The sequence below is a fragment of the Streptomyces sp. WMMC1477 genome (assembly GCF_027460245.1).
In the GTDB taxonomy this organism is placed as follows: domain Bacteria; phylum Actinomycetota; class Actinomycetes; order Streptomycetales; family Streptomycetaceae; genus Streptomyces.
Genome location: NZ_JAPZBD010000003.1, coordinates 5,095,602 through 5,121,272 on the forward strand (window position 1 = coordinate 5,095,602; position 25,671 = coordinate 5,121,272).

The 25,671-nt window shown below is 74.2% G+C and carries 19 protein-coding genes and 4 pseudogenes; 13 read left to right on the forward strand and 10 right to left on the reverse strand.

The features are described 5' to 3' along the window. Positions 1-29: 29 nt before the first annotated feature. Positions 30-1,814 (reverse strand): 3-hydroxyacyl-CoA dehydrogenase family protein, encoded by a 1,785-nt coding sequence (locus O7609_RS22295; protein ID WP_269744114.1) that lies wholly within the window; start codon positions 1,812-1,814, stop codon positions 30-32. A 415-nt stretch (positions 1,815-2,229) separates the two neighbouring features. Between O7609_RS22295 and O7609_RS22300 the strand changes: the two genes are divergently transcribed. Beyond that, positions 2,230-2,850 carry a HEAT repeat domain-containing protein gene (locus O7609_RS22300; protein ID WP_269735216.1) on the forward strand — a complete coding sequence of 207 codons (621 nt, stop codon included), beginning with the start codon at positions 2,230-2,232 and terminating at the stop codon, positions 2,848-2,850. Between the two features lie 195 nt (positions 2,851-3,045). Here O7609_RS22300 and O7609_RS22305 read toward each other — a convergent pair whose 3' ends face one another. Together O7609_RS22305 and O7609_RS22310 are read right to left on the reverse strand one after the other, a co-directional pair. Next, a complete protein-coding gene (locus O7609_RS22305; protein ID WP_269744115.1) occupies positions 3,046-3,534 on the reverse strand; it encodes a GNAT family N-acetyltransferase in 489 nt (162 codons plus the stop codon). 73 nt (positions 3,535-3,607) lie between these two features. Next, the gene (locus O7609_RS22310; protein WP_269735214.1) at positions 3,608-4,477 is read right to left on the reverse strand and encodes an alpha/beta fold hydrolase; all 870 of its coding nucleotides are present in this window, start codon (positions 4,475-4,477) and stop codon (positions 3,608-3,610) included. Positions 4,478-5,003: 526 nt separating this feature from the next. Between O7609_RS22310 and O7609_RS22315 the strand changes: the two are divergent. Next, a pseudogene (locus O7609_RS22315) lies at positions 5,004-5,581 on the forward strand (IS607 family transposase). A gap of 10 nt (positions 5,582-5,591) precedes the next feature. Continuing rightward, positions 5,592-6,696, forward strand: a pseudogene (locus O7609_RS22320) (hypothetical protein). Between the two features lie 5 nt (positions 6,697-6,701). Here O7609_RS22320 and O7609_RS22325 read toward each other — a convergent pair. Continuing rightward, a pseudogene (locus O7609_RS22325) lies at positions 6,702-6,881 on the reverse strand (Rv2578c family radical SAM protein); the annotation flags it as partial. 148 nt (positions 6,882-7,029) lie between these two features. On the opposite strand from O7609_RS22325, the gene O7609_RS22330 reads away from it, so the two are divergent. The 7 genes and pseudogenes from O7609_RS22330 to O7609_RS22360 all read left to right on the forward strand — a co-directional run bounded on the left by O7609_RS22330 (position 7,030) and on the right by O7609_RS22360 (position 16,165). Next, on the forward strand, positions 7,030-7,473 hold the full coding sequence (locus tag O7609_RS22330; protein ID WP_269735212.1) for an SRPBCC family protein: 444 nt from the start codon (positions 7,030-7,032) through the stop codon (positions 7,471-7,473). Positions 7,474-7,746: 273 nt separating this feature from the next. Then, positions 7,747-8,565: an SAM-dependent methyltransferase gene (locus tag O7609_RS22335; protein ID WP_269744116.1), complete on the forward strand. Its 819-nt coding sequence runs from the start codon at positions 7,747-7,749 to the stop codon at positions 8,563-8,565. 118 nt (positions 8,566-8,683) lie between these two features. After that, positions 8,684-11,096 (forward strand): annotated as a pseudogene (locus O7609_RS22340) (SpoIIE family protein phosphatase). Between the two features lie 20 nt (positions 11,097-11,116). Continuing rightward, positions 11,117-11,851, forward strand: a complete 735-nt coding sequence (locus tag O7609_RS22345) for a class I SAM-dependent methyltransferase (protein WP_269744117.1) — start codon at positions 11,117-11,119, stop codon at positions 11,849-11,851. 96 nt (positions 11,852-11,947) lie between these two features. Continuing rightward, on the forward strand, positions 11,948-12,778 hold the full coding sequence (locus O7609_RS22350; protein ID WP_269735208.1) for a M55 family metallopeptidase: 831 nt from the start codon (positions 11,948-11,950) through the stop codon (positions 12,776-12,778). Then, positions 12,771-14,117 (forward strand): M20/M25/M40 family metallo-hydrolase, encoded by a 1,347-nt coding sequence (locus O7609_RS22355; RefSeq protein WP_269744118.1) that lies wholly within the window; start codon positions 12,771-12,773, stop codon positions 14,115-14,117. The genes O7609_RS22350 and O7609_RS22355 overlap by 8 nt, the downstream gene beginning before the upstream one ends. A 35-nt stretch (positions 14,118-14,152) precedes the next feature. Further along, positions 14,153-16,165, forward strand: coding sequence for a S9 family peptidase (locus O7609_RS22360; RefSeq protein WP_269744391.1), 2,013 nt, complete (start codon positions 14,153-14,155; stop codon positions 16,163-16,165). Positions 16,166-16,297: 132 nt separating this feature from the next. Here O7609_RS22360 and O7609_RS22365 read toward each other — a convergent pair whose 3' ends face one another. Beyond that, positions 16,298-16,717, reverse strand: coding sequence for a CBS domain-containing protein (locus O7609_RS22365; RefSeq protein WP_269735206.1), 420 nt, complete (start codon positions 16,715-16,717; stop codon positions 16,298-16,300). Between the two features lie 167 nt (positions 16,718-16,884). Continuing rightward, positions 16,885-17,694, reverse strand: coding sequence for a methyltransferase domain-containing protein (locus O7609_RS22370; protein ID WP_269744119.1), 810 nt, complete (start codon positions 17,692-17,694; stop codon positions 16,885-16,887). Between the two features lie 281 nt (positions 17,695-17,975). On the opposite strand from O7609_RS22370, the gene O7609_RS22375 reads away from it, so the two are divergent. The 3 genes from O7609_RS22375 to O7609_RS22385 all read left to right on the forward strand — a co-directional run bounded on the left by O7609_RS22375 (position 17,976) and on the right by O7609_RS22385 (position 20,552). After that, a complete protein-coding gene (locus tag O7609_RS22375; protein ID WP_269735204.1) occupies positions 17,976-19,151 on the forward strand; it encodes an aminotransferase class I/II-fold pyridoxal phosphate-dependent enzyme in 1,176 nt (391 codons plus the stop codon). After that, positions 19,148-20,164: an MBL fold metallo-hydrolase gene (locus O7609_RS22380; protein WP_269735203.1), complete on the forward strand. Its 1,017-nt coding sequence runs from the start codon at positions 19,148-19,150 to the stop codon at positions 20,162-20,164. Before O7609_RS22375 ends, O7609_RS22380 begins: the two co-directional genes overlap by 4 nt. 79 nt (positions 20,165-20,243) lie before the next feature. Next, positions 20,244-20,552: a 4a-hydroxytetrahydrobiopterin dehydratase gene (locus O7609_RS22385; protein WP_269735202.1), complete on the forward strand. Its 309-nt coding sequence runs from the start codon at positions 20,244-20,246 to the stop codon at positions 20,550-20,552. An 89-nt stretch (positions 20,553-20,641) separates the two neighbouring features. Here the strand turns inward: O7609_RS22385 and O7609_RS22390 are convergent, their stop codons facing one another. From O7609_RS22390 to O7609_RS22405, 4 genes are all read right to left on the reverse strand, one after another. Continuing rightward, the gene (locus tag O7609_RS22390; protein WP_269744120.1) at positions 20,642-21,796 is read right to left on the reverse strand and encodes a S1 family peptidase; all 1,155 of its coding nucleotides are present in this window, start codon (positions 21,794-21,796) and stop codon (positions 20,642-20,644) included. A gap of 122 nt (positions 21,797-21,918) precedes the next feature. Further along, on the reverse strand, positions 21,919-22,872 hold the full coding sequence (locus tag O7609_RS22395; protein ID WP_269735200.1) for a LysR family transcriptional regulator: 954 nt from the start codon (positions 22,870-22,872) through the stop codon (positions 21,919-21,921). A 215-nt stretch (positions 22,873-23,087) separates the two neighbouring features. Beyond that, a complete protein-coding gene (locus tag O7609_RS22400; RefSeq protein ID WP_269735199.1) occupies positions 23,088-23,756 on the reverse strand; it encodes a fasciclin domain-containing protein in 669 nt (222 codons plus the stop codon). A gap of 136 nt (positions 23,757-23,892) precedes the next feature. After that, complete coding sequence (locus O7609_RS22405) at positions 23,893-25,533, reverse strand: molybdopterin-dependent oxidoreductase (RefSeq protein ID WP_269735198.1); 1,641 nt, start codon at positions 25,531-25,533, stop codon at positions 23,893-23,895. Positions 25,534-25,671 lie beyond the last annotated feature (138 nt).

The window sequence follows — 25,671 nt, forward strand, 5'->3', positions numbered from 1 at the left end:
CAGCAGCCCGCCCCATCCGTTCGGAACGTTCACCGACGGGCGTACTCGCGGAAGCCGCGGCCGGACTTGCGGCCCAGGCAGCCGGCGGCCACCAGGTGCTCCAGGAGCGGGGCCGGGGCCAGCCCGGGCTCGCGGAACTCGCGGTGCAGGACCTGCTCGATCGCCAGCGAGACGTCGAGGCCGACGACGTCGAGGAGTTCGAACGGGCCCATCGGGTAGCCGCCGCCGAGCTTCATCGCGGCGTCGATGTCCTCCAGGGAGGCGTAGTGCTCTTCCAGCATCTTCACCGCGTTGTTCAGGTACGGGAAGAGGAGGGCGTTGACGATGAACCCGGCGCGGTCGCCGCAGTCCACGGGGTGCTTGCGGACGCGGGAGGTGACCTCGCGCACGGTGGCGTGGACGTCGTCGTCGGTCAGGACGGTGCGGACGACCTCGACGAGCTTCATCGCCGGGGCCGGGTTGAAGAAGTGCATGCCGATGACGTCCTGCGGGCGGCTGGTGGCGCGGGCGCAGGCGACGACGGGCAGGGAGGAGGTCGTGGTGGCCAGGACGGCGCCGGGCTTGCAGACGCGGTCCAGGGTGGCGAACAGCTCCTGCTTGACGCCCAGGTCCTCGGCGACGGCCTCGACGGCCAGGTCCACGTCGGTCAGGGCGTCCGGGGTGCCGGCCGGGGTGACGCGGGCGACGGTCGCGTCCCGGTCCTCCTGGCCCATCCGCCCCTTCTTCACCGAGCGGTCCAGGGAGGCGGCGATGCGGGCGGTGGCCTTCTCGGCCTTCTCCTGGCTGCGGGCGATCAGGACGACCTCGTAGCCGGCCTTGGCGAAGACCTCGGCGATGCCGCTGGCCATGGTGCCCGAGCCCGCGACGCCGACCTTCTCCACCGCGCGGGCGGTGCCGCGCTGGGCTCCGGCGTCGGGGGTGAGGGCGTCGGGGACGACCGTGGCGCTGCCCGGGGCGTCGTAGGTGTAGAAGCCGCGTCCGGCCTTGCGCCCGGTGAGCCCGGCCCGGCTGAGCTGGCCGAGGACGGGCGCGGGGGCGTGCAGCCGGTCGCGGGACTCGGCGTACATGGCCTCCAGGACGGTGCGGGCGGTGTCGACGCCGATGAGGTCGAGCAGCTCCAGCGGCCCCATCGGCAGCCCGCAGCCGAGCTTCATCGCGGCGTCGATGTCCTCGCGGGTCGCGTACTGCGACTCGTACATGGCGGCGGCCTGGTTGAGGTAGCCGAACAGCAGGCCGTCAGCGACGAAGCCGGGGCGGTCGCCGACCTTGATCGGCTCCTTGCCCAGCTCCTGCGCGAGCCGGGTCACCGCGTCGACGGCCTCCGGCGAGGTCAGGACGGAGGAGACGACCTCGACGAGCTTCATCGCCGGGGCGGGGTTGAAGAAGTGCAGGCCCAGAACGCGTTCGGGGTGGGCGGAGTCCGCGGCGAGGCGGGTGACGGACAGCGCGTTCGTGCCGGTGGCGAGGATGGCGGACGGCTTCACCACCTCGTCGAGTCCCCGGATGACCGCGTGCTTGAGCTCGTAGTCCTCGGGGACGACCTCGATGACGAGGTCGGCCTCGGCCGCGGCCCGCAGCTCGGTGAACGTGCGGAAGCGGGTCAGGACGTCCTGCCGCTCCTGTTCGGTGATGCGCTCGCGCGCCACGGCGCGGGCGGTGGACGCCTCCAGCGTGGCCACGGCCTGGCGTGCGGCCTCGTCGCTGGTGTCGATGCCGATGACCTCCCGGCCCGCGCGGGCCAGGACTTCGGCGATTCCGGTGCCCATCGTGCCGAGGCCGACGACGGCGACTGTGCTCAGGAAGGGACGGTCCATCACGGGACTCCAGGGGTGACGACGAGAAGGAGGTGTGGGCCGCCACGGAACGACCGGCGCCCCGGGGAGGGCCGGTGGGGCCGCCCGGAAGAGGTGCGCACGGTGTGGGCGTGGCGGAACGAAGGAGTCGGCACGGCCCTGTCCCGGGGCCGGAGCCGCACTGCGTACCGGGGTACGGATGCTGAACCGACTGACACTCTCGGCGGCTGCGTCACCAGACCGCCTGAGCGGTCTTCCCGCTCTGATGAGCAGGCTAACCGGCGGGTAACCAGAACACCAGAGGGTGTGGCGCGCGATCCTGTGTGGTGCGTGACACGTGCCGGACACCCACGCGACACGGGCCGGGACGCCCGGCAGGCGGCGTGGGAGAGCGGCGGGACGAGACCGGGCGCGGAGCCGGGGAGAGGGCGGGGACGTGGAGGAGACGCTGCGGGCCATCGCGCACCGCGTGACGGCGGAGGCCGACCGGCCGGAGCGGGACCGGCTGCTGGAGCTGGCCGCCGCGGTGTCGCCGGCGGACGGCAGGGGGGAGGCGGAGGCCGGACGGCGGGACGTGTGCGCACGGGACGCGCTCGCGGCCGTCCTGGCGGAGACCGGACGGCCGCTGTGGCAACAGGAGATGGCCGCCTGCGCCCTGGCCGGCGCCCGCGACCCCCGGGCCTTCGAGACGCTGGTCTTCCTGCTGAACCACCGGGACCCGCAGCGGTGCGCGGCGGCGGCCGAGGGCCTCTTCCGGCTCGGCGACCCGCGCACCGCCCGCGCCGCCGCCGCGCTGGCCGGGAACGAGCTGCGGACCGCGTACGCCGTTCATCCCGTGCGGCTGCTGGCGCGGTTGCGGGCGCCGGAGTCCGTTCCGACGCTGGCGGCGGTGCTGCGCAGGCTGCTGGCCGGGCCGGAGCGGCACTGGCCGGTGGCGCGGGCGTGCGTGGAGGGGCTGGCCGCTCTCGGTGACCCGGTGGCCCGCCCCCTGCTGACCGCGGCGCTGGACCATCCGCCCCTGCGCCCGGCGGCCGCGGAGGCACTGCGCGCGCTGTAGCCGTGGCCGTTCCGTCCGCCGCCGGGCACGGACGACAGGGGGCTCGGCGGCGGGCGACGGCTTCGCCGGCGGGCAGGGCGAGGTCGGGACCGCCGAGCGCGGCGGCGACCGGCCGGGCCGGCAGGGCGTTGACGCGCGGACGGCCGCCCGGCCCACCGCGACCCGGCGCCGTTGGCCGGGCCGGCGCCCGCGGCCTCAGAGCCGCTGGTACATGATGTGGAGGTCGACGAAGCCCTGCTCCGGATGCTCGAAGCCACCAGGCAGCGTCGCGATGATCTCGAAGCCGAGCGCCTGCCACAGGGCCACGGCCCGGGTGTTCGTCGAGACGACGGCGTTGAACTGCATGGCGCGGAAGCCGGCCGAGCGGGCCCACTCCAGCGAGTGCGCGCCGAGGGCGCGGCCCGCCCCGCGGCCGTGGTGGGCCGGGTCCACCATGTAGCTGCCGTTGGCGACGTGTGCGCCGCCGCCGCCCTGGTTGCGGGCCACCTTCGAGGTGCCCAGCACCTTGCCGTCCTCGTCCACGGCGACGAACGCCCGGCCGGGCTCCGGGACGAGCCAGAGCTCCCGGCACGCCTCCTCCGTCAGATCGCGGTCGTAGGAGTAGGTGTCGCCCGCCTCGACGATGCCGCGCATGAAGGCCCACATGGCGGGCCAGTCCTCTTCGGTCGCTTCCCTGATCAGCACGGGGCCAGCATGCCCTCGCACCGTGGCCGTGCCAACCGGGTTTTCCGGCGGGGCGCGGCCCCGCCGGAAACCGTCAGGCCCGGGCGGCGGTGTCCAGCGCGACGCGGGCGACGAGCGCGGGGTCGTCGCTCATCGGGACGTGGCCGCAGCGGGGCAGCCGTACCAGCCGGGCGTCGGGAAGCGCCCGCTTGGCCCGCACCCCCTGCCGGGGCACCAGCAGCCGGTCCCGGTCGCCCCAGGCCACGGTGACCGGAACATCGGTGATGTCGCCGGTGAAGTGGGCCTCGGGAGAGCGGCCCGCAGCGAGGGTGTCGGCGAAGCCCACGGCGCCCCGCAGGGCCGCAACCTCGGCGCGGACGGCCTCCGGCGCGCGGCGGCCGGGGCGGTGGTAGATGGAGCCGACGAGCGCCGCCCGCCCGGCGACGGAGTTCGTCAGGCGCCGCACGAGGCCCTCGGGCATGCTCTCGGTGCCCAGCCGGAGTGCCTTGAGCACCCCGAAGGCCCAGCGCCGCTCGGGCTCGTTCCAGAACCCGGCCGGGGAGAGGGCCGTCACCGAGCGGGCGTGGCCGTGCAGCCCGAGCTCCAGCGCCAGCAGTCCGCCGAGCGAGTTGCCGACGACGTGTGGCCGCTCCATGCCCAGAGCGCGGGCGATCTCCGCCAGGACCGGCACCATCGTGGCGACGCCGTACGGGTGACCGGGGGGAAGACCCTGCGAGGCGCCGAAGCCCGGCAGGTCGATGGCGGTGACCTCGTAGGAGGCGGCGAGGGCGTCGAGCACCGGCTCCCAGGCCTGCCAGTGGTGGCCGATGCCGTGCAGCAGGAGCATCGGCTCGCCGCTGCCGCGCCGCTCGTAGACGACGTCGACAGCGGCCCCGGGCTCCGGGCTGACCCGGATCACCGAACCCGGTGACGACTGCGGCGTGGCGCTGGGGGCGACGGTCATGAAGGCTCCTCTGAGGTACCCCGGCCCGTAAGCCGGGGGAGGCTCGCCGGGAGTGCGAGTAGACACGATGTCAGCACAATCCCCGGCGGAGCGGAAGAGGAGTTACCGACCAGTCGGTAACTCCTTGTCGCGGCGCTTCGGCGGAACGCCCGGGCGGGATACGAGCCGTCGCGCCCACGGTCAGCGAGGGGCGGGCACCGGGGCCGTCTGCGCGCGCAGCTCAGCAAGGCGACGTTGGTACAGCGGGCCGATTGCGTGTTCACCCCTGGCCTTGCTCGGAGTGGCCTGTTCGATCAGGTGGTGGGAAACCGCCCGGAGGTGGGCGGCCCACGCGATCACGTGCTGTTGCGCGGTTCGCCCGCACTCCCTCGGTTCGCCGGGGAGGCACAGCGGGAGATCCGGCCCAAGCTTGTTCGCGGCGTGCCGGACGTACCGCGCGATGGTCAGCCATTCATCCTCGGTCCGACGAACGGCATGGCCTCCCTCTTCCCACCCCCACGGGCCGAAGTCGTCCCCGTGGTCGTCCATGTGTGAGCTCTCTTGGGCGAAGACGCAGGGCGTGCATCCGCAGACCGCGTATCGCTGGTTCCGTGAGGGGACGTTGCCGGTACCGGCTCAGCGGGTCGGGCCACGCACGATCCTGGTGAACATCGAGGCGAACACCACGCCCGAGGCCATCGGCGGGGTCTGGGCCTGTATGCCCGCGTGTCCTCGCGCGATCAGAAGACCGATCTGGAACGCCAGGTCGCTCGGCTGTCGGCGTGGGCAGCGAAGGGCGGTCACCGAGTCGTTCGTGTTGAGGCGGAGACCGCTTCCGGGATGAACGGCTGCCGTTCCAAGGCCCGGCGTCTGCTGGCCGACCCGAACGTGACCTGCGTGGTGGTGGAGCACAAGGACCGGCTCGGCCGGATGAACGTCGAGCTTGTCGAGGCCGCCTTGTCCGCGACGGGCCGTCGCCTGCTGGTGCTGGACAACGGCCAGGTCGCAGACGACCTGGTGCGGGACATGGTGGAGGTGCTGACGTCGTTCTGCGCCCGCCTGTACGGGCGCAGGTCAGCGAAGATGCGCGCCCGCAAGGCACTGGAGGCCGCCGAACACGGCTGACCTCCGCCCGATCGCCGCGCCATTCGTCACTCTCGGCCCGTCCGGCGTAGCGATCCGCACCCGGCTCAAGGGCCTGACTGCCGACGATGACAAGGTGCTGCGGGCCGTGGGCGTGCACCTCGGCTCGCTGGCGTCGAAGGATCTGGGGCGCAGGTGTGCTGACGGACTGGAGCACTCCACCGAGACGTGGGCGGCCTGTAAGCGGGAGCTGACTGAGGAGTCTTCCTCGCGCTGGGCGGGGAGCATCACGAAGGCCACGCACGATCAGTGGGCGCTGTCCCGCAGGGCCCAGCTGGCGCACATCCAGGGCCTGGAGGCCGGTATCCGCACGGTCGCGCACCGCCTGTCACTGCCGGTCGGGGATAAGGGCACGAAAACGGGCGCCGGCGGATACCGCACGAAACAGGAGTGGTTCGTCAAGACACGGCGCCTGCACCTGCTGGAAGACCGGCTGGAACGTGAGCAGGCCGACCGTGAAACGGGGCGTGTCCGCGTCGTACGCGGCGGGAAGAAGCTGGCCCGCAACCGGCATAACCTCGACGCCGCGCGGCTCACCGAGGATGCGTGGCGGCAGCGCTGGGAAGCCGAACGCTGGTTCCTCGCCGCTGACGGCGAGTCCGGCAAACGCTTCGGCAACGAAACGATCCGCGTCACCCCGGACGGCCAGGTCAGCATCAAGCTGCCGACGCCGCTCGCGCACCTGGCCAACGCCAGGCACGGCCGGTACGTCCTCATCGGCACCGTGCACTTCCACCACCGGGGCGATCAGTGGGCTGACCGCGTGGCCGCGAACCGTGCCGTCGCCTACCGCATCCACCTGGACGTGGAGCGCGGACGCTGGTACCTGACCGCGTCGTGGACGATCCCGCCAGTCCAGACCGTGCCCCTCACTCAGGCCCGCACCGGCGGCAGCGATCATGCGTGGGCATCGGACCGCCCAGGCCGGGCACCGTGACCGAGGGCGTGAGGAAACCCGCCCCCGCATTCCCGGACCACGCACACGATGCGTGCCACCGGACGCGGAGCGAACGCGGGCGACCAGGACACCCAAGACCGTTCGGGATGTCCGCAGTGACCAAGTCTGGGTCCAAGACTCACTCCTGCTCACTGAATAGGAACGGTTCACCGTCCAGTCGAACGGCATCCGGGAGGCGCCCGGCACCCGGTTGACGATCGAGCGGGCGCGCACCTCGTGGAACGTGATGCCGCGGAACTCGGGGGTGTCGAACGTCCGGGTGACGACCGTGTCCGTGCCGAACAGGGCGGCCGGGCCGTCCTCGCCCAGGTGATCCCAGCGCATGGCTGCCTCCTCGTCTCGCCCCCGGTTCAAGAATAGAACACCTGTTCCCATCCGTCCGGTCAACCGCGATTTGGTGCCCCCGCCGCGCGGTGGTGGGATGGTCACGGCGGCAGCAGCCGCCCCCACGCGACAAGCAGCAGGAGGAGTCATGGCTCAGGTTGAGGTCGGCAGGGAGCGCGAGATCGCCGCGGACCCGAACGCCGTCTTCGCGGCCCTCGCCGACTACGCGGGCACCCGGGAGCGGATCCTCACCGACCACTTCAGCGAGTACGCGGTGCGCGAAGGCGGCACGGGCAAGGGCACGGTCGTGCACTGGAGGCTCCAGGCCACCAGCAAGCGGGTGCGCGACTGCCTCCTGGACGTCGACGAGCCCACCGGGGGCCGCCTCGTCGAGCGGGACCGCAACTCCTCCATGGTCACCACCTGGACCGTCACGCCCGGCTCGGCCGAGGGCGCCAGCCGCGTCACGGTCGAGACGACCTGGCAGGGTGCCGGCGGCATCGGCGGCTTCTTCGAGCGGACCTTCGCGCCGAAGGGGCTGGGCCGCATCTACGACGACATGCTCGCCCGGCTCGACTCCGCGGTGAGCTGATCCCACGCCGCCCCGGCCCCCGCGCGAGGGCGTGCGGGAGCCGCGGCGCGCGGGCGGTGCCGGACGGGTGCCGGGTGGGCGGCGGGACGTGCACCGGACGGGCGCGCGGACGCGATCGGCGCCGGGTTCGCCCCCGAGCGACGAGCCCGCCGAACGGGCGCGAAAAGCAGCGGAGTCGGATTCGGTGGGGCAAGATCCACCAGGCTCTCGTGCCCGGGCCGCCTCCCGTCTAGATTGGGACCTCAACCAACCGGCTCACTTCGCGGAGTTCCCATGACCGACGACGCGTCCACCGCCATGCCCGGAATGCCGCGGATCGACAGCACCGTGCCCCACTCCGCCCGGATGTGGAACTACTGGCTGGGCGGCAAGGACAACTACGAGGTGGACCGCGGCGCGGGCGACGAGATACGCCGTCTGCACCCCGGCATCCTCGACTACGCCAGGGCGGACCGGGCGCTGCTCGGCCGCGCCGTCCGGCACCTGGCCGGGGAGGTGGGCATCCGTCAGTTCCTGGACATCGGCACCGGGCTGCCCACCGCCGACAACACTCACGAGGTCGCCCAGCGGGTCGCCCCCGAGTCCCGCATCGTGTACGTGGACAACGACCCGCTCGTGCTGACCCACGCCCGCGCCCTGCTCACCTGCAGTCCCGAGGGCGTCACCGACTACATCGACGCCGATCTGCACGAGCCCGAGTCGATCCTCGAGCAGGCGGCCAAGACGCTGGACTTCAGCCGGCCGACCGCCGTCATCCTGCTCGGCGTGGCCATGTTCGTCGACGACACCGAGGAGGCGTACCGCATCGTGCGCCGGGTCATGGACGCCGTCCCCTCCGGCAGCCACCTCCTCCTCTCCCACACCATCACCGCCCCCGGCTTCCCCGACGTCGACGAGGCCGTGAAGTTCTGGAACTCCGTGGGTACGCCGAAGCTCAAGCAGCGCACCCCCGAGCAGATCGCCGGCTTCTTCGAGGGACTGGAGCTGCTGGAGCCCGGCGTCGTGTCGTGTTCCCGCTGGCGCCCCGAGCCCTCGGCGGGCGGCGAGCCGGAGGAGGTCGCCTTCTACTGCGGCGTGGCGCGCAAGCCCTGAGTCGCTTCCCGGGCCCCAGCGGACCGTTTCTGCTGGTCCTTTCGGCCGGTTGACCGGCGCGGGCGGCCCGCGGGCCCCTACCGTGGGAGGCGCCCGCAGGGAAGGAGACCCGCAGCCCATGGAGCACGAGCGAGCACGCACCCCGGCCTCCGTGGGTGAGCCGGAGGTGCCGGGGCGCGTCCCCCTGGCGGTCGTGGTCGTGGACGACCGGGGCGTGATCTCGCACTGGAGTACCGGCGCCCGGCGGCTCTTCGGCCCGGGCGGAGGCGGTGGGCAGGCCCGCCATCGAACTCATGCCCGTCTTCGGGGCGTTCGGGGACCGCGGCTGGGAGGCGGGGCTCCGGGGCGACACGGCGGGCCACGCGACCACCGGCCGCGCCTCCCGCGGCCCCGGTCCGGGAGGCGCCGCGTGCGACGTGCTGTGGTGGGCCTACCCACTGGTCGGCCCGGGCTCCGGCCGGCTCCTCGTCCTCGCCACCGGGACCGACGCCTTGGGCGCGACCGAGGAGGACGCCCGGCACGTCGTGCCCGGGACCGCACGGCACACCGAGCTCTCCGGCTCCGCGCGGCTCGCCGCCGGGCTGCCCGAGATCCTGCCGAGCATGAGCCCGCAGGAGAGCGCCCGCGTCGTCGCGCAGGTGCTGGAGCTGGGCTATCCGGTGCTGGAGCTCAACCGGCAGGAGCGGGTGCCGGTCACCCCCGACTGGGGTGTGCCGCGCCGGGCCGGGCGCCGCCTACGGGCCAGGGCCGCGGCCGACGCCGCCCCCGCGGCGCCGGTGCCGGACGGCGCCGGCGCGCCGGGGGACACGGCGGCTGACACGGCGGCTCCCGATCTCGAACACGTCGCGGTCCGCGAGCGGCTGGAGTTCCTCAACGAGGTCAGCGGCCGCATCGGCAGCTCCCTCGACCTGGCCCGCACCATCGAGGAGGTCAGCGCCGCCGTCGTTCCGCGCTTCACCGACGTCGCCGGCACCTACCTGCGCGAACAGGTCGTGGCGGGGGAGGGCTTCCCCGACGGCGTCCCCGACACCAGCACCGTGTGGCACCGCGTGGCCCTGGAGCACACCGACGCGCCCGGGCGCTGGGACGACGTCGTCCCCGTCGGGGAGACGATGGCGTTCCCGGCCGAGACCCCGTTCTTCCGCTGCATGACGACCGGCGAGCCCGTCCTCGTCCCCCACATCGACGAGGCGATGGGCCACGCCATCGCCTCGCAGTTCGAGAAGCGGGACATCCGTCCGCTCATCACGGACCGTTCGATGCTGGTCGTGCCGCTCATGGCCCGCCGCGTCGTCCTCGGCTTCATGATCCTCCTGCGCCACCGCGGACGCGCCGAGTTCAACGATATGGACCGGGTCACCGGCGCCGAACTCGCCGCCCGCGCGGGGCTCGTGCTCGACAACGCCCGCATGTACACCCACCAGGAGAACGTCGCCGACACCCTGCAGGACAGCATGCTGCCGCGCATCGCCCCGCGCATGCCCGGCTGCGACACCGCCACCCGCTATCTGCCCGGCACCCGGCTCGGCCGCGTCGGCGGCGACTGGTTCGACACGATCCGGCTGCCCGGCTCGCGCACCGCCCTCGTCGTCGGCGACGTCATGGGGCACGGGCTGAACTCCGCCGCCATGATGGGCCAGTTGCGCACCGCCGTGCAGACGATGGCCGGGCTGGACCTGGAGCCCGCCCAGCTCCTGCGCAACCTCGACGACCTCGCCCGGCGGCTCGGCGACACCCACCTGGCGACCTGCCAGTACGCCGTGTACGACCCGATCGGCTCGCGGCTGCGCATCGCCAACGCCGGGCATCTCCCGCCCGTACTGGTACGCGCCGCCGACGGCCGCAGCGAACTGCTGGCCCTCCCCACGGGGGCGCCCATCGGGGTCGGCGGTGTCGCCTTCGAGACCGCCGAGTTCGCCGTCGAACCCGGCGACCGGCTGGTCATGTGCACCGACGGACTGGTCGAGGTGCGCGGCCAGGACATCGGCGCCGGGCTGGCCGCGCTGTGCGAGTCGGCCGCCCACCCGGCCGCGTCCATGGACGACGCCTGCGACACGATCATCCGCACCCTCGCGACCGCGACGGCCACCGAGCGCGGCGGGCGGCGTGACGACGTCGCGCTGCTCATGACCCGGCTCAACGGAATCGGCGGCCGGGACGTGGCCGTCCACGACCTCGCCGCGGACCACCGCGCGCCCGGGCGGGCCCGCGCCCTCGTCCGCGGGCAGCTGGCGCGCTGGGGAGCTCCGGGCGTCACGGACACCGCGGAGCTGCTGGTGAGCGAGCTGGTCACCAACGCGGTCCGGCACGCCCACACCGCGCGCGTCGAGCTGCGGCTGGTGCGCACCGACGCGCTGCTGTGCGAGGTCTCCGACGAGGACCCGGCCCCGCCGCGGCTCCTGGGCCCGGAGCCGGAGGCCGACGCCGGTCGCGGCCTGCACGTCGTCGGCCAACTCGCCGGGCGGTGGGGTACGAGCCCCACCGCCCGGGGTAAGACGGTGTGGTGCGAGTCGGCGCTGGAGCGTCCCTGACGACGGAACCTGGGAGCGAGATGACGGCATCCGAGCATGCGAACGCCGAGCAGGGCGGGGCCTGGGAGGAGTTCTGGCGGGAGGCTCCACCGGTACCGGGAGGTGTCTTCTGGGACGCCGCGCCCGAGGCGGCCGTCGAGCGTCACCGCCCGCTGTTCGCCCCGCACTTCACCGGAGAGCTGCCGGTGCTGGACCTCGGCTGCGGAAACGGCCGGCACAGCGTGGCGCTCTCCCGGTTCTACACGCCCGTGCTGGGCATCGACATATCCCCGGCGGCGGTCACCCTCGCCCGCCGGCTGCCCGGCGCTGCCGCGGTGGACTTCCGGGCCGAGGATCTCACCGACCCGAAGGCCGCCGAGCGCCTCCACGCCGAACTGGGCGACAGCCACGTCTACGTACGCGGCGTGATCCACCAGTGCACTCCCGAGGACCGCGGTCGCATGGCCGCGGCCGTCGCCCGGCTGGCGGGCGACCACGGCCGGGCCTTCGTCGTCGAGCCCTCGGCGGCGGCCAAGGACACGCTGCTCGGGCTCATGAAGCGGCCCGGCGGCCCGCCGGCCAGCCTGGCCGCGGTGTTCGAGCACGGCATCGCCCCGATGGCCATGGCCGACGAGCAGGTGCCCGAGCTGTTCGCGGCGGCCGGGCTGGGGCTGCTCGACAGCGGTCCGGTTCCGCTCACCACCACCGAGACCGAACCCGACGGCTCGCCGGTCGAACTGCCCGCCCAGTACCTCGTCCTCGGCCGGGAGAGCTGAGTCCGGCACTCTCGGGGAGCCGGACGGTCGCGGCGCGCCCGGCCCGTCGGCGCCGGTCTTTCCCCGCCGGCGGACGGGCGCGTAACGTGGCCCGCCATGAAGATCCTCGTCAGCGCCGACATGGAGGGCGCGACCGGCGTGACCTGGCCGGACGACGTGCTGCCCGGCCACGCCCAGTGGGAGCGGCACCGGCCGGTCTTCACCGGTGACGTCAACGCCGCGGTGGCCGGCTTCTTCGACGGCGGCGCCGACGACGTCCTCGTCAACGAGGCGCACTGGACGATGCGGAACCTGCTGCTGGAGCAGCTCGACGAGCGCGCCCGGATGCTCACCGGGAGACACAAGGCGTTGTCGATGGTCGAGGGCGTGCAGCGCGGCGACGTCGACGGCGTGGCGTTCGTCGGCTACCACGCGGCGGCCGGGGCCGAGGGCGTCCTCGCGCACACCTACCTCGCCAACTCCGTCACCGGCGTGTGGGTCGACGGCACCCGGGCGAGCGAGGGCCTGCTGAACGCGCTGGTGTGCGCGGAGTTCGGGGTGCCCGTCGTCCTCGTCACCGGGGACGACAAGGCCTGTGAGGACGCCAAGGGGTACGCCCCCCGGGCGCGCACCGCCGCCGTCAAGGAGTACGTGTCGCGCTACGCGGCCGTGTGCCTGCCGCCCGCGCGCAGCGCCGCGGCCATCCGCGCGGCGGCCCGGGAGGCGGCGGCGCTCGCCGTGCGGCAGCCACCGGTCGTCACCGAGCACGAGGTGGTCCTGGAGTTCGACGCCGAGCATCTGGCCGGTGCGGCCACGGTGGTGCCCGGCGTCCGGCAGACGGGGGAGCGGCGCGTCGCGTACACCTCCCCGACCATGTACGAGGGCATCCGCTGCTTCAAGGCCGTCACGACGGTCGTCTCGGCGGCGGTGGAGGAGCAGTATGGCTGAGCAGACGACCGGTAGCCGGCACATCGACGCCCGGGCGTTGGACGAAGTGGTCACCGGCACCGCCGAGCTGATCCGCATGGACACCACGAACCGCGGCGGCGGCGAGGGCCACGAGCGCCCGGCGGCCGAGTACGTCGCCGGGAAGCTGGCCGACGCCGGCATCGAGGCCAAGCTGCTGGAGAAGGCGCCGGGCCGCACCAACGTCGTCGCCCGCATCGCGGGCAGCGACCCCTCGGCCGACGCCCTGCTGGTGCACGGCCACCTCGACGTCGTCCCCGCCGACCCGGCGGAGTGGTCGGTGCACCCGTTCTCCGGCGAGTTGCGGGACGGCTGCGTGTGGGGCCGGGGCGCCATCGACATGAAGAACATGGACGCCATGGTGCTCACGGTCGCGCGGGCCTGGGCGCGGGCCGGGGTGCGCCCCCGGCGGGACATCGTGCTCGCCTTCACCGCCGACGAGGAGGACACCGCCGAGTACGGCGCGGGCTTCCTCGCCGAGCAGCACGCGGACCTGTTCGAGGGCTGCACCGAGGGCATCAGCGAGTCGGGCGCCTTCACCTTCCACGCCGACGACGGGCTGCGGCTGTACCCCGTCGGCGCCGGGGAACGCGGCACGGCCTGGATGCGGCTGTCCGCACGCGGCAAGGCCGGGCACGGCTCGAAGATCCACCCGGACAACGCGGTCACCCGGCTCGCCGCCGCCGTCACCCGGATCGGGGAGCACCGCTGGCCGGTGCGGCTCACACCCACCACGCGCGCGGCGCTCACCCGGCTGGCCGCCCTGCGCGGCGTGGACCCGGGCGACCTGGACGCGCCCGGCGTCGACCTGGACGCGTTGCTGGACGCCCTGGGCACCGCGGGCGACCTCGTGCGCCCCGTCCTGCGCAACAGCACCAACCCGACGATGCTGGACGCCGGCTACAAGGTGAACGTCATCCCCGGCAACGCGAGCGCCCACGTGGACGGGCGGATGCTGCCCGGTGCCGAGGAGGAGTTCGTCCGCACACTGGACGAGCTCACCGGGGTCGGCGTGGACTGGGAGTTCCGGCACCGCGAGATCCCGCTCCAGGCCCCGGTGGAGGGGAGCACGTTCGAGGTGCTGTGCGAGGCGCTCGAACACCACGACCCGGGCGCGCACGCCGTCCCGTGGTGTCTGACCGGGGGCACCGACGCCAAGCAGTTCGCCCGCCTCGGCATCGCCGGGTACGGCTACTCGCCGCTGAGGCTGCCGGTGGGCTTCGACTACGGCGCGCTGTTCCACGGCGTGGACGAACGCGTCCCCGCCGACGCCCTGCACTTCGGCGTGCGCGTCCTGGACCGTGCCCTGCTGGCCCTGTAGCGCCCGACCCTCAGGAGGAAACCCCCGTGACCGCTGTGCTGACGGCCCCCTACGGGACGTGGCCCTCCCCGCTCGACGCCCGGACGGTCGCCGCCCACGACGGACGTCCCGAGTTCCTGGGCGCCGTCGGCGGCGAGCTGTGGTGGACGGCCCCGCGGCCGGAAGAGGGGGGCCGCAGGGCCCTGCTGCGGCTGCCCGCGCCGGACGCCGCGGGAGGCGACGACCCGGGCACGCCGCGGTCCGTGCTGCCGCCGCCGTGGGACGTGCGCAACCGCGTCCTGGAGTACGGCGGCCTGCCCTGGGCGGCCGCGGCCCGGGCCACCGGCGGGCCCCTGCTCGTCTTCTGCCATCAGGGCGACCAGCGCCTGTACGCCCACGAGCCCGACGTCCCCGGCGCCGGGCCGCGCCCGCTCACCCCGCTGGGCTCCCGGGGCGAGGGGCTGCGCTGGGCCGACCCCGAGGTCCACCTCGACCGCGGCGAGGTGTGGTGCGTCCTGGAGGAGTTCACCGGAGAGCGGCCCACCGACGTGCGCCGCGTGCCGGTGGCCGTTCCGCTGGACGGCTCGGCCGCGGACGACCGCTCCCGGGTCCGTGAACTGGCCCCCGCCCAACACGACTTCGTCACCGGGCCGAAGCTGTCCCCGGACGGGCGGCAGGCCGTCTGGCTCGCCTGGGACCACCCGAACATGCCCTGGGACGGCACCGAACTGCGGTGCGCCGAGGTGGCCGCGGACGGGTGCCTCACCGCGGCGCGCACGGTGCTGGGCGGCCGGGCCGAGTCCGTCGTCCAGGCCGACTGGGCGGCCGACGGCACGCTGCTCGCGGTGAGCGACGCCTCCGGCTGGTGGAACCTCTGCCGCGTCGACCCCCGGGGCGGTGACGCGGTCGGCCTCTGCCCGCGCGCGGAGGAGTTCGGCGACGGCCTGTGGAAGCTGGGGCTGCGCTGGTTCGCCCCGCTCGCGGACGGCACCGTGGCCGTGCTGCACGGGCGCGGAGCCAAGCGGCTCGGGGTGCTGGACCCGCACACCGGCGACCTGGTGGACGCCGTCGGCTCCTGGACGGAGTGGGCCCCGACGCTCGCCGTGGACGGCACCCGGGTCGTCGGCGTCGGCGCCGGCGCGCGCAGCGGGTACGAGATCGTGGAGCTGGACACCGCCACCGGGCACAGCCGCGTCCTCGCCGAGCGGCACGCCGACGCGGTGGACCCGGCCTACTACCCGCACCCCGTCGAGCGGACGTTCACCGGGCCCGACGGCCGCGAGGTGCACGCCCACGTCTACCCGCCGGCCAACCCGCGGGCGCGCGGCCCCGAGGGGGAGGCGCCGCCGTACGTGATCTGGGTCCACGGCGGTCCGACGAGCCGGGTGCCGCTCGTCCTGGACCTGGAGATCGCCTACTTCACCTCGCGCGGCATCGGCGTCGCGGAGGTCAACTACGGTGGCTCGACCGGCTACGGGCGGGCCTACCGGGAGCGGCTGCGCGGTGGCTGGGGCGTCGTCGACGTGGCGGACTGCGCGACGGTCGCGCTCGGCCTGGCCGAGGAGGGCAGCGCGGACCGGGCCCGGCTCGCCATCCGGGGCGGCAGCGCCGGGGGCTGGACGACGGCGGTCTCGCTCACCTCACCGGCGGCCGCGGGGGTGTACGCGTGCGGGACCATCAGCTTCCCCATCCTCGAGCCCGAGGGCTGGTCCGGCGACGACACGCACGACTTCGAGTCCCGCTACCTGGAAGGGCTCATCGGTGACCCCGAGCGGGACGCCGAGCGCTACCGCGAGCGTTCTCCGGCCCGCAACGCTCACCGCATGACGGCCCCGTTCCTGCTCCTGCAGGGGCTCGACGACGTCATCTGCCCGCCCGCGCAGTGCGAACGCTTCCTCGACGCGCTGGCCGCCGCCGGCGGAACGCCGGTGCCGCACACCTACCTCACGTTCGAGGGCGAGGCCCACGGATTCCGGCGGGCCGACACCATCGCGCGGGCCGTGGAAGCCGAACTCGACCTGTACCTGGATGTCTTCGGCGCCCCGGTGACGACGCCCGAGCCTGCCTGAGACGGGGCGGGGCCACCCCCAGGAGAGCGCGGCCCCGCCGACCGCAGCAGAGCGGCCCCGCCCACCGCTACGTCCGCTGCGGTGGGCGGGAGCGCCGCCTCCCCGCCCCGCGCCCGGGGCGGGGGAAGGTCGTCAGCTTCCGGCGTAGATGCGTTCGACGAACTCGGCGATCTGCCCCTCGTCCAGATGGCGGGCGATGTCGGCCTCGGAGATCATGCCGACCAGCCGCTTGTTCTCGATCACGGGCAGCCGCCGGATCTGGCGGCTTTCCATCTCGTTCAGGACCTCGGAGATGTCCGCGGAGGACTCGACCCACCGGGGCGTACCGTGGCACAGCTGCTCGCACGTCACCTTCCCCGGGTCGTGTCCGGCCGCGACGCACTCCACGACGATGTCGCGGTCGGTGATGATGCCGCACATGCGTTCGTCGGCATCGCTCACGGGCAGGGCGCCCACGTTCAGTTCACGCATGAGCTGAGCGGCCCGGTCGAGCGTCTCGTGGGCGGGAATCCACTGGGCACCGGGGTGCATGATGTCCTTCGCCGTGGTCATGTAGGTACCTCCACGTCGAGCTGGTGCTGGCGCCGCACGGGACGTCCGTGCGACACCAGCCATCCTCCGCCCGGGACAGGGGCCCGGCAACCGCAGTGGCCGACGGCTCGCGGGGGCCGTGGAGGGCCGCTTCGCGGCCGGGTCGGCGGGACGGGTTCGCGGCCCGGTCAGGCGCGGCAGAGCACCTCGCCGTGCAGCACGGTGAACCAGCCGTCCGGGCGCGCGCCCCAGGCCCGCCACGCGTCGACGATGCCGGCCAGCTGCTCGGGGGTGGCATGACCGCCCTCGACGGCGTGCCGGGCGTAGGCCGAGGACTCGGTCCGGTCGGCCCACAAGGAACTCCACCAGGCCCGCTCCTCCGCGGTGGCGAAGCACCACACGTCCGCCGAGGCCGTCACGTCGGTGAACCCGGCGGCCCGGGCCCAGGACAGCAGGCGGCGTCCGGCGTCCGGCTCACCGCCGTTCGCCCGGGCCACCCGGCCGTAGAGCGCCTGCCAGGCGCTCAGCTCGCGCGAGGCCGGGTACCAGGTCATCGCGGCGTAGTCGGCGTCCCGGGCGGCCACCACGCCACCGGGGCGGCAGACACGGCGCATCTCCCGCAGGGCGCCGACGGGGTCGCCCACGTGCTGGAGCACCTGATGGGCGTGGACGACGTCGAAGGAGTCGTCCGGGAAGTCCAGGGCGCCGACGTCGCCGGTGACGAACGCGACGTTGGTCACGCCCCGTTCGGCGACGGCCTCCCGGGCGGTGGCCAGGACGTCGGCCGCGGCGTCGAGCCCCGTGACCGGCCCCGGGGCGACCCGTGCGGCCAGACCGGCGGTGATGGTGCCGGGGCCGCAGCCCACGTCGAGCACCGCCGTCCCGGGACGCAGCCGTGGCAGCAGGTAGCCGGCGGAGTTCTCGGCGGTGCGCCAACGGTGCGAGCGCAGCACGGACTCGTGGTGGCCGTGGGTGTACACGGCGGTCTCCTCGCTCATGTCCGCACCGTAGCCAAGAGTCCGCCATGCGAGAAGTTCCGTCCCGTATAGCGGACTCACGGTGCGGAGGGCCGCCAGCCCGGCGTGGTCCGGTTCGTCTCCGACGGCCGGCGGAGCACCGCTCCGAACCCGTCTGACGGCTCGCCGTGTCCAGAGAGCCGGAACATCCACCGGGCCGGGTCACCGCCCTGCGCGGGGGAGTAATCCGCTCCGGGACGACGGCGCGCGGCGGGCACGGGAACCTGCCATCGTGGAGGGCAGGAGAGGCACCGGAGGCGTGGATGCGTGGTGACCGGGAGAGCCCGGATCTCAAGGCCGCGGCCTGCGGCTACTGGGAGCGGCGCGGCCTGCCCACCGTCCCGGCCCAGGTCGTCCCCGCCTCCGGCGCGGAACTGCTGCTGCTCGGGCTCCTCGCCGTCGGCCCGAGGGGACCGCGCGGCCCGAGGGGACCCCGCGGCGTCTACCTGCCCGTTCCCGGCCCGCGCTGGCACGGCGCCCCGGCGCGCCTGCTGGGCCTGCCCGTCCACCCGGTGCCGACGCCCGCCGAGTGCGGGGGCGTGCCCGACCCCTTCGCCCTGCTGGAAGCCGTCCGCAGGGACCGCGCGGCCGGCGTGGACCCCGGGGTGCTGCTGCTGTCCCTCGTGGACGACCCCACGGGCACCGTCCCGCCGCCGGAACTGCTCTACGAGGTCTGCGAGGCGGCGGTGGACCAGGACCTCCTCATCGTCAGCGACGAGAGCCTGCGTGACACCTGCCACGACCCGCACGGCACCGTCGTCGTCTCGCCCGCCGAAATGCTGCACCCCCAGGGCGGGGCGGCCGGAAGCCGGGCCGGGTCCCGCGGGAAGCCCCCGGCCGCCGCCGGGGACGCGGACGCCGAGGACGTCGTCGTGCTCCTCGACCTCGCCGTCGCCCTCGTCCCCGGTGGCCGGCACACCGGGCTCGCCCGCTTCCCCGGGACCGGGCGGGGCCGGGCCACCGCCGACGCCGTACGCCGGATCCTGCGCACCCTCGCCGGACCCGCGGGTTTCGACCCGGACGCGGCCCTGGCGCTGAGCGAGCCGGCCGGGCTCCGGGCCCGGCGCGAGGCCGCGGCCCGCACCGACGGCCGTCACGCCGCCGCCGTCTGCCGGGCGGTGACCGCGGTCGGAGGGCTGTGCCGGCCGCCCCGGGCCGGCGGTCACCTCTACCCCGACCTGGAGCCGCTGCGCGACCGGCTCGCCCGGCACGGGGTCACCGACGCGGCCACCCTGGAGGCCGCCCTCGTCCTGCGCCTCGGTCCCGGCGTGCTGGGCGGGCACCGCTTCGGCGACGACCCGGGCGCCCTGCGCGCCCGGCTGCCCGTCACCGCGCCGCACGACGGCGTCCAGGAACACCCGCCCGGAGCCCAGGCGTTGGCCCGGGTGGAGGCCGCCCTGGCCGAACTGACCCGCACACCGACGGAGAGTCGACCATGACGGAACAGCACGAGCAGACCGGCCCGTCCCGGCCGGCCGCCCCGCCCCGTCCGCTGGGGGAGCGGCGCACCTGGCCGCGCACCTTCGCCGACCGGCTGACCGAACCGCTTCCCAGAGCCCTGGACATGCTGCGCGCCAGCCGGCGCGGCGGGTTCCGGCCGAGCGCCGAGGAGCTCCGCAGCCAGGCCCCCCGGCTGCCGGTGCGCCCGGAGCCGCTGCCCCAGGCCGGCCCGGACACCGTCGCCGTCACCTGGGCCGGGCACGCCAGCTGGGTCGTGAGCATCGCGGGGCTCACGGTCCTGGCCGACCCGGTGTGGTCCCGCCGGATCCTCGGCACCCCGGCACGCCTCACCCCGGTGGGCGTGGCCTGGGATGACCTCCCGCGCGTCGACGCCGTCGTCATCTCGCACAACCACTACGACCACCTCGATGCGCCGACGCTCGCCCGGCTGCCCCGCGACACCCCGCTGTTCGTCCCGGCGGGGCTCGGCTCCTGGTGCCGGCGTCGCCGCTTCACCACCGTGACGGAGCTGGACTGGTGGGAGGCCGCGGAGCTGCCTGCCCCGGGCGGCGCCGTCCGCTTCGACTTCGTGCCCGCCCACCACTGGTCGCGCCGCGGCGCGCTCGACACCTGCCGTTCGCTGTGGGGCGGCTGGGTGCTCACGGCACCGGACGGCAGACGCGTGTACTTCGCCGGGGACACCGGATACGGGCACTGGTTCGCCGAGATCGGCCGCCGCCACCCGGGCATCGACCTCGCCCTGCTGCCGATCGGCGCCTACGCGCCCCGCGCCCTGCTGCGGCCGGTGCACACCGACCCGGACGAGGCGGTCCGGGCCTGCCGGGACGTGGGGGCCGCCCGGATGGCGCCGATGCACTGGGCCACGTTCCTGCTGTCGAGCGAGCCGCCGCTGGAGCCGCTGGAGCGGGTCCGCGCGGCGTGGGAGCGGGACGGCCGTCCCGCGGCGGACCTGTGGGACCTGCCGGTCGGCGGCTCGCGCGCGCTGCCGTGAGGCGGCGGGAGCGGCCGGCCGTCTGATACACCGTCATCGCGAGAGAACACACCGCACCGCACCGAAGGAGACGACGCCCATGCCGGCACCCGAGCCGCTCACCGACGCCGAACTGTCCGCCGCGCTCGCCGAGCTGCCGGGCTGGGAGCGGGACGGCGATCTGCTCACTCGCGGCTACCGCCTCCCGGGCCATCTCCCGGCCGCCGCGATGGTCATGCACGTGGCCGCCATCCACGAGGAGGTGGGCCACCACGCGAACGTGGCGCTGGGCTACAACACCGTGGGGATCTCGGTGAACACCCACAGTGTCGGCGGGCGCATCACGGCCCTGGACACGGCGCTGGCCCGCCGGATCGAGGAGATCGCGGCGGGCCACGGAGCGCGGTAGCGCGCGGGCCGGAGGCCGGGCCTGCGGCCGTCCGGCCCGGTGCCCGCTCCCCGTCATGGCAGGGGGGAACGGGCACCGGAGCGCGACCGTCAGCCGGTCACGAGGCTGAGGCCGTAGGCGTTCAGGATCTCGTTGATGGGCTGGTGGTACGTGGTACCGCCGGAGCTGCAGTTGCCCGAGCCACCGGAGGTCACGCCCTGGGCCTGGCTGCCGGAGATGAAGGAACCGCCGGAGTCACCGGGCTCGGCGCAGACGCTGGTGCGGACGAGCCCGTAGACGGTGCCCTGCGGGTAGTAGACGGTCGAGTTGTACTGCTGGACGTAGCCGCAGTGCCAGCCGGTCGTGGAACCCGAGCGGCAGATGGACGAGCCGACGGCCGCTGACTGGGAGCCCGAGACCCCGTAGCTGCTGCCGCGCACGTACGGCGTCGGGGTCCAGTTGCTGTTGACCGCGACCCAGGCCCGGTCGTTGCCGGGGAACGAGGACGCCTGGAAGACGCCCTGGTAGACCTGGTTGTAGCCGTAGGTGCTGGTGCCGGCATTGCCGCAGTGCCCGGCCGTCGCGAAGCCCGGGGTGGAGCCGCGGTAGACCGAGAAGCCGATGGAGCAGCGGCCGCCGCTGCCCATGTAGTACGCGTCGCCGCCCACCAGGCTGTAGAGGGGCTCGGGCCGCTCGTCCGACTTGACGACGCGGACGGCGTCGGTGTCCGCACCGCTGGCGTCGACGAACTTCTCGGCCTTGGCGGTGTTCTGGGCGTGGACGACGACGCTGTTGGTCTTGGTGTCCACGTACCAGAGCGAGGCGGCCCGCGCGTTGTTCCGGTCGCCCTTGGCGGCCTTGTCGAGCTTGGCGCGCACGGCGTCCAGCTCGGCCATGCTGTGCTCGACGACGACGGGCGTCGCGCCGGCGCGCTCGATCTCGGCGGCACGGTCCCGGTCGGTCGTGGCCACGACGAGTTCAGCCGTGGCGCCGGTGACCCAAGCGCCGCCGAACTCCCGGCCCAGCGAGTCTTCCAGCTGCGGAGCGACCTTGCTGGCCTCGGCCTCGTTGGCCACGCGGACCGTGGCCTCGGCCCGGGTGAGGCCGAGGTCGCGCTCCATCGCCTTCAGCATCCCGGCCGGCAGTTCGGCCGCGATCTCGCTCTGCGGCACTTCCTGCGCGGTAGCGGTTCCGGGAAGCGTCGAAAGGCCCAGTGCGGCGATCGCCGCGGCGGTGCCGGCCAGTGCACGTCTCCTGTGGAGCATGGGGTTTCTCCTCAGTGTTGGGGGGTGCCGAGACGAAGCTAGCCACCCGAACTGAGGTCGTGTACCTGTCAGTTAACCCCTCTTACGGTGCGATGGCCCCCGCGGCGGTCTCCCGCGTGCCGTCAGTGCTCCGGGCCGAACCACGGATGGTCCTCCAGCCAGCGCGTGTATCCCGGGCTGCGGGCGATCGCCTCCCGGTACGCGGCCCGGGCGTGCAGCGCCACCTCGCCCGCTCGCTCCGCGGCGGTCGAGCGGGGGTCGAAACCGATGACATGCCGCCAGCTCAGCGGCGTCCCGGCCAGCGGGACGCAGCGGACCCCCGGCGTCGGGGGCATCGTGGCCCGGCACAGCCCCACCGCCCGGCCCACCTGGACGAGATGCACACAGGCGGCCGTGTCGGTCTTGAAGAACGATACGGGGGCGAAACCATCCTGGGCGCAGGCGGCCGTGAAGCAGTCGGCGAAGCAGCCGTCGCCCGGAACGGCCACCCAGCGCTCCCCGGCGAGCTTGCCCAGCTCCAGCTCGGGTTCGGTGGCCTGCGGATGGTCGTCGGCCAGCATCACGAAGACGGGGTCGTGGCCCAGCGGCTGCCACTCCAGCCGTCCGGCGGCCGGGGGCGTGCCGTGTCCGCACACGCCCGCCAGGGCGAAGTCCAGCCGTCCGTCGGCCACCTGACCGGCGAGCTCGGCGACCGACCAGGCGGTGACGGTGCTCACCGGGGCCTGCGGGTGAGCGGCGGTGAGCCGGTCCACCAGGCCGCCCAGCAGCGGCCCGTGGGTGCCGCCGATCCGGAAGCAGGGCGCCGAACCGCCGGCCAGCCGCTTGACGTCCTCCTCCAGCTGACGCATCGCGGGGAGCACGATCCGCGACCGGTCGAGCAGCAGCTCGCCGAGTTGCGTGGGCCGGGTTCCGTTGCGGTCCCGGACGAACAGGGCGCCTCCGAGGGCGCGTTCGATGCGCTTGAGCTGGCCGCTCAGCGCCGACTGGGCGAGTCCCAGCGAGGTCGCGGCGCGGGTGAGACTGCCCGCGTCGGCTATCGCCCGGACGACCTTCAGATGCCGTAGCTCCAGGTCCATGTGTCCTCATCTCGCGGCGCGGCCCGTCCGGGTGCCGGGAGCGGCCGTGAGCGGACCGGCGAATCGTGGGGGGTGTGACGGTCCGCGGCGTGCGGAGCCGTCCCGTCCGGGAAACTACGACCCCCTCCGCGCCGGGGCAAGACGGCCTGGAACCGTCCGGCGAACGCGGCGGTGCCGCCGTCCGCACTGCGGACGGCGGCACCGGGCGGGCCGGATCAGGCGCCGGGCATCAGAACGGTGTCGATGATGTACACGTTCGCGTTGGCGGTCTGCACGTTGCCGCAGACGACCGTGGAGGCGTCGTTGACCTCGTAGTCCTCACCGGATCCGGAGGTCTTGAGCTCCTCCTCGCTCAGGGACTTGAACGTGCCGTTCTCCAGGTCGGACGGCTGCAGCCGCTCGCCCACGACGTGGTAGGTGAGCACCTTGGTGAGCTGCTCCTTGTCGTTGAGCAGCGCGTTCAGGTCCTCCTCGGGGATCTTTGCGAAGGCGTCGTTGGTCGGGGCGAACACCGTGATGTTCTCGGCGCTGTTGAGCGTGTCGACCAGGTCGGCCGCCTGCACCGCCTTCACGAGGGTGGACAGGGCGGGGTTGTTCGAGGCCGCCGTGGCCACCGGGTCCTTGGCCATGCCCTCGAAGCTGCCGGCGCCGTCCTCCGGAACCGCCGCGCAGCCCGGACCGAACGGCTCGGAGCCAGCGTTGTCGGACTTCTCGGTCGACTCCTCCGAGGACTCCTCGTTCGCGCCGTTGGTCTGCTCCGAGGCCGCGGCGGTCGAGTCGTCGGAGGTGTCCCCGTCGGAGCCGCAGGCGGTCAGCGCGAGCGGCAGGACGACGGCGGCGACGACGGCCACGGCGGAGCGGCGGACGTGGTGGAACGTGGTCATCAGTGATTCTCCTTGGTAGGCGGACTCGAACGAGTCCCGAAACGCAGTGACGAGAAAGGTCTTCATGGGTGGATGACGGGCGCCGGAAGGCACGGTTGAGCCGGTCCTGCGGCGCCGGGCACCGGAAGGTCAGGGACTAGTCGACGTTGACCACCACCGTGTGCCGTCCGGTGGCGCCGTCGGGGATGGTCCCCACGCGCCGGGCGGTCTGGGTCCGGCCGTCACCGTCGGTGGCCCGCACCTCCACCTGGTGCCGTCCGGGGGTGGCGTCCCACTCCCAGACCCACTGGCGCCAGGTGTCCTCGGTGGCGGCGGGGGCGAGCTCGGCCCGCTGCCACGCCCCCTCGTCGACCCGGACCTCGACGCGGGCGATGCCCCGGTGCTGGGCCCACGCCACTCCGGCCACCGGCACCCGTCCCCGTCGGACGGTGGACAGCGGCTTCGGGGTGTCGATACGGGACTGGGTCTTGACGGGGGCCTTCGCCGCCCAGTCCCGCTTGACCCAGTACGCGTCGTAGTCGGCGAAGGTGGTCAGCTCCAGCTCGCGCAGCCACTTGCAGGCGGACACGTAACCGAACAGACCGGGCACGACCATTCGCACGGGAAAGCCGTGCTGGAAGGGGAGCGGCGCGCCGTTCATGCCGAGGGCCAGCAGGGCGTCCCGCCCGTCGAGGACGGTCTCGACCGGGGTGCCGATCGTCATGCCGTCCACCGAGCGCGCGATCAGCTGGTCGGCGGGCCCGCCGGAGGAGGGCGCCCGGACCCCCGCCTCCCGCAGGACGTCGGCCAGCCGCACCCCGATCCAGCGCGCGTTGCCGACGTAGGGGCCGCCGACCTGGTTGGAGACACAGGCCAGCGTGATGTCGCGCTCCACGAGTTCGCGCCCGAGCAGGTCGTCGAACGTGAGGGTGAGCGGCTTGCGCACCCCCTCGCCGTGGACGCGCAGCGACCACCGGGTGGCATCCACGCGTGGCACGACCAGGGCCGTGTCGACGCGGTAGAAGTCGCCGTTGGGCGTGAAGAACGGAGTGAGGCCGGGCAGGCGCAGATCAGCGCCCGAGGGTTGGGGCTGGGCCGGGGAGTCCGGCTCCGGAAGCCTGACGGCTCCGCGGGAGGCGGTCGCCTCGGTCCCGCTGGAGCTGTCCAGGCGCTGACCCAGGGCGCCCGCGCCCGCCGAGGCGGCCGCCGCGGCCGAGGCCACGATGACGAACCCCCGCCGGTCGAACCCGGGGCCGCCGGACGCTTGTTCCTGCCCCGGCCGTTCCTGCCCCGGCAGGCCGGCCGGCCCGACGCCGCCCTCCGCGGGGCGGGGCGGCGCGGTGAGCCGGCCCGCCAGCAGATAGAGCACGAGGGCGCCCAGGCCCGCGCCCACCAGCGGGGGCACGACGTCCCCGGCCACGCCGGTCGGACGGTCGAGCGCGGCCAGGACGCCGATCCCGCCGAACACCAGCACCCCGGCCGAGGCGAGAACGCGTCGGCTGAGCGCGAGAACGCCCAGGGCCATCGCGAACAGGCCGCTGAGCGCCAGCACACCCCGCGTGAGCCAGGTCTTGTTCTCCGGCCCGAGCGTCTGGACCGCCCACTCCTTGACGGCCTGCGGCGTGAGGTCGATGACCGAGGCGCCGACGACCGCCACCGGGCCCGCTTCCGGGCGACCGGCCAGCCCCGCGGCCAGCTCGGCCGCGGCCAGCGCCGTCGCCGCCGCGAGCAGGCCGCTGAGCGCGCCGAGTCCGGCCCGGGCGAGGCGTGCTGAGGATTTCGCTGTCACACCCGGCATTCGGGCCCCGGGACACGGCGGATTGGTCCGTCCTTCGATCGAGTGACACCGGTCCCGCGGCCTGCGCTTTTCCCGCGCGTCGACCAATCCGCCGGGAGGGCTGCCCCGAATCCCCCACGCGTGTCCGGCCGGTCCACG

What these genes read in the sequence shown, in the direction of transcription:
- O7609_RS22365 (WP_269735206.1), bottom strand. Translation starts at nt 16,717, where the DNA reads ATGACCACGGCGAAGGACATCATGCACCCCGGTGCCCAGTGGATTCCC.
- O7609_RS22345 (WP_269744117.1), top strand. Translation starts at nt 11,117, where the DNA reads ATGACGGCATCCGAGCATGCGAACGCCGAGCAGGGCGGGGCCTGGGAG.
- O7609_RS22350 (WP_269735208.1), top strand. Translation starts at nt 11,948, where the DNA reads ATGAAGATCCTCGTCAGCGCCGACATGGAGGGCGCGACCGGCGTGACC.
- O7609_RS22385 (WP_269735202.1), top strand. Translation starts at nt 20,244, where the DNA reads ATGCCGGCACCCGAGCCGCTCACCGACGCCGAACTGTCCGCCGCGCTC.
- O7609_RS22295 (WP_269744114.1), bottom strand. Translation starts at nt 1,814, where the DNA reads ATGGACCGTCCCTTCCTGAGCACAGTCGCCGTCGTCGGCCTCGGCACG.
- O7609_RS22335 (WP_269744116.1), top strand. Translation starts at nt 7,747, where the DNA reads ATGACCGACGACGCGTCCACCGCCATGCCCGGAATGCCGCGGATCGAC.
- O7609_RS22380 (WP_269735203.1), top strand. Translation starts at nt 19,148, where the DNA reads ATGACGGAACAGCACGAGCAGACCGGCCCGTCCCGGCCGGCCGCCCCG.
- O7609_RS22395 (WP_269735200.1), bottom strand. Translation starts at nt 22,872, where the DNA reads ATGGACCTGGAGCTACGGCATCTGAAGGTCGTCCGGGCGATAGCCGAC.
- O7609_RS22400 (WP_269735199.1), bottom strand. Translation starts at nt 23,756, where the DNA reads ATGACCACGTTCCACCACGTCCGCCGCTCCGCCGTGGCCGTCGTCGCC.
- O7609_RS22330 (WP_269735212.1), top strand. Translation starts at nt 7,030, where the DNA reads ATGGCTCAGGTTGAGGTCGGCAGGGAGCGCGAGATCGCCGCGGACCCG.
- O7609_RS22370 (WP_269744119.1), bottom strand. Translation starts at nt 17,694, where the DNA reads ATGAGCGAGGAGACCGCCGTGTACACCCACGGCCACCACGAGTCCGTG.
- O7609_RS22310 (WP_269735214.1), bottom strand. Translation starts at nt 4,477, where the DNA reads ATGACCGTCGCCCCCAGCGCCACGCCGCAGTCGTCACCGGGTTCGGTG.
- O7609_RS22405 (WP_269735198.1), bottom strand. Translation starts at nt 25,533, where the DNA reads ATGCCGGGTGTGACAGCGAAATCCTCAGCACGCCTCGCCCGGGCCGGA.
- O7609_RS22375 (WP_269735204.1), top strand. Translation starts at nt 17,976, where the DNA reads ATGCGTGGTGACCGGGAGAGCCCGGATCTCAAGGCCGCGGCCTGCGGC.
- O7609_RS22390 (WP_269744120.1), bottom strand. Translation starts at nt 21,796, where the DNA reads ATGCTCCACAGGAGACGTGCACTGGCCGGCACCGCCGCGGCGATCGCC.
- O7609_RS22355 (WP_269744118.1), top strand. Translation starts at nt 12,771, where the DNA reads ATGGCTGAGCAGACGACCGGTAGCCGGCACATCGACGCCCGGGCGTTG.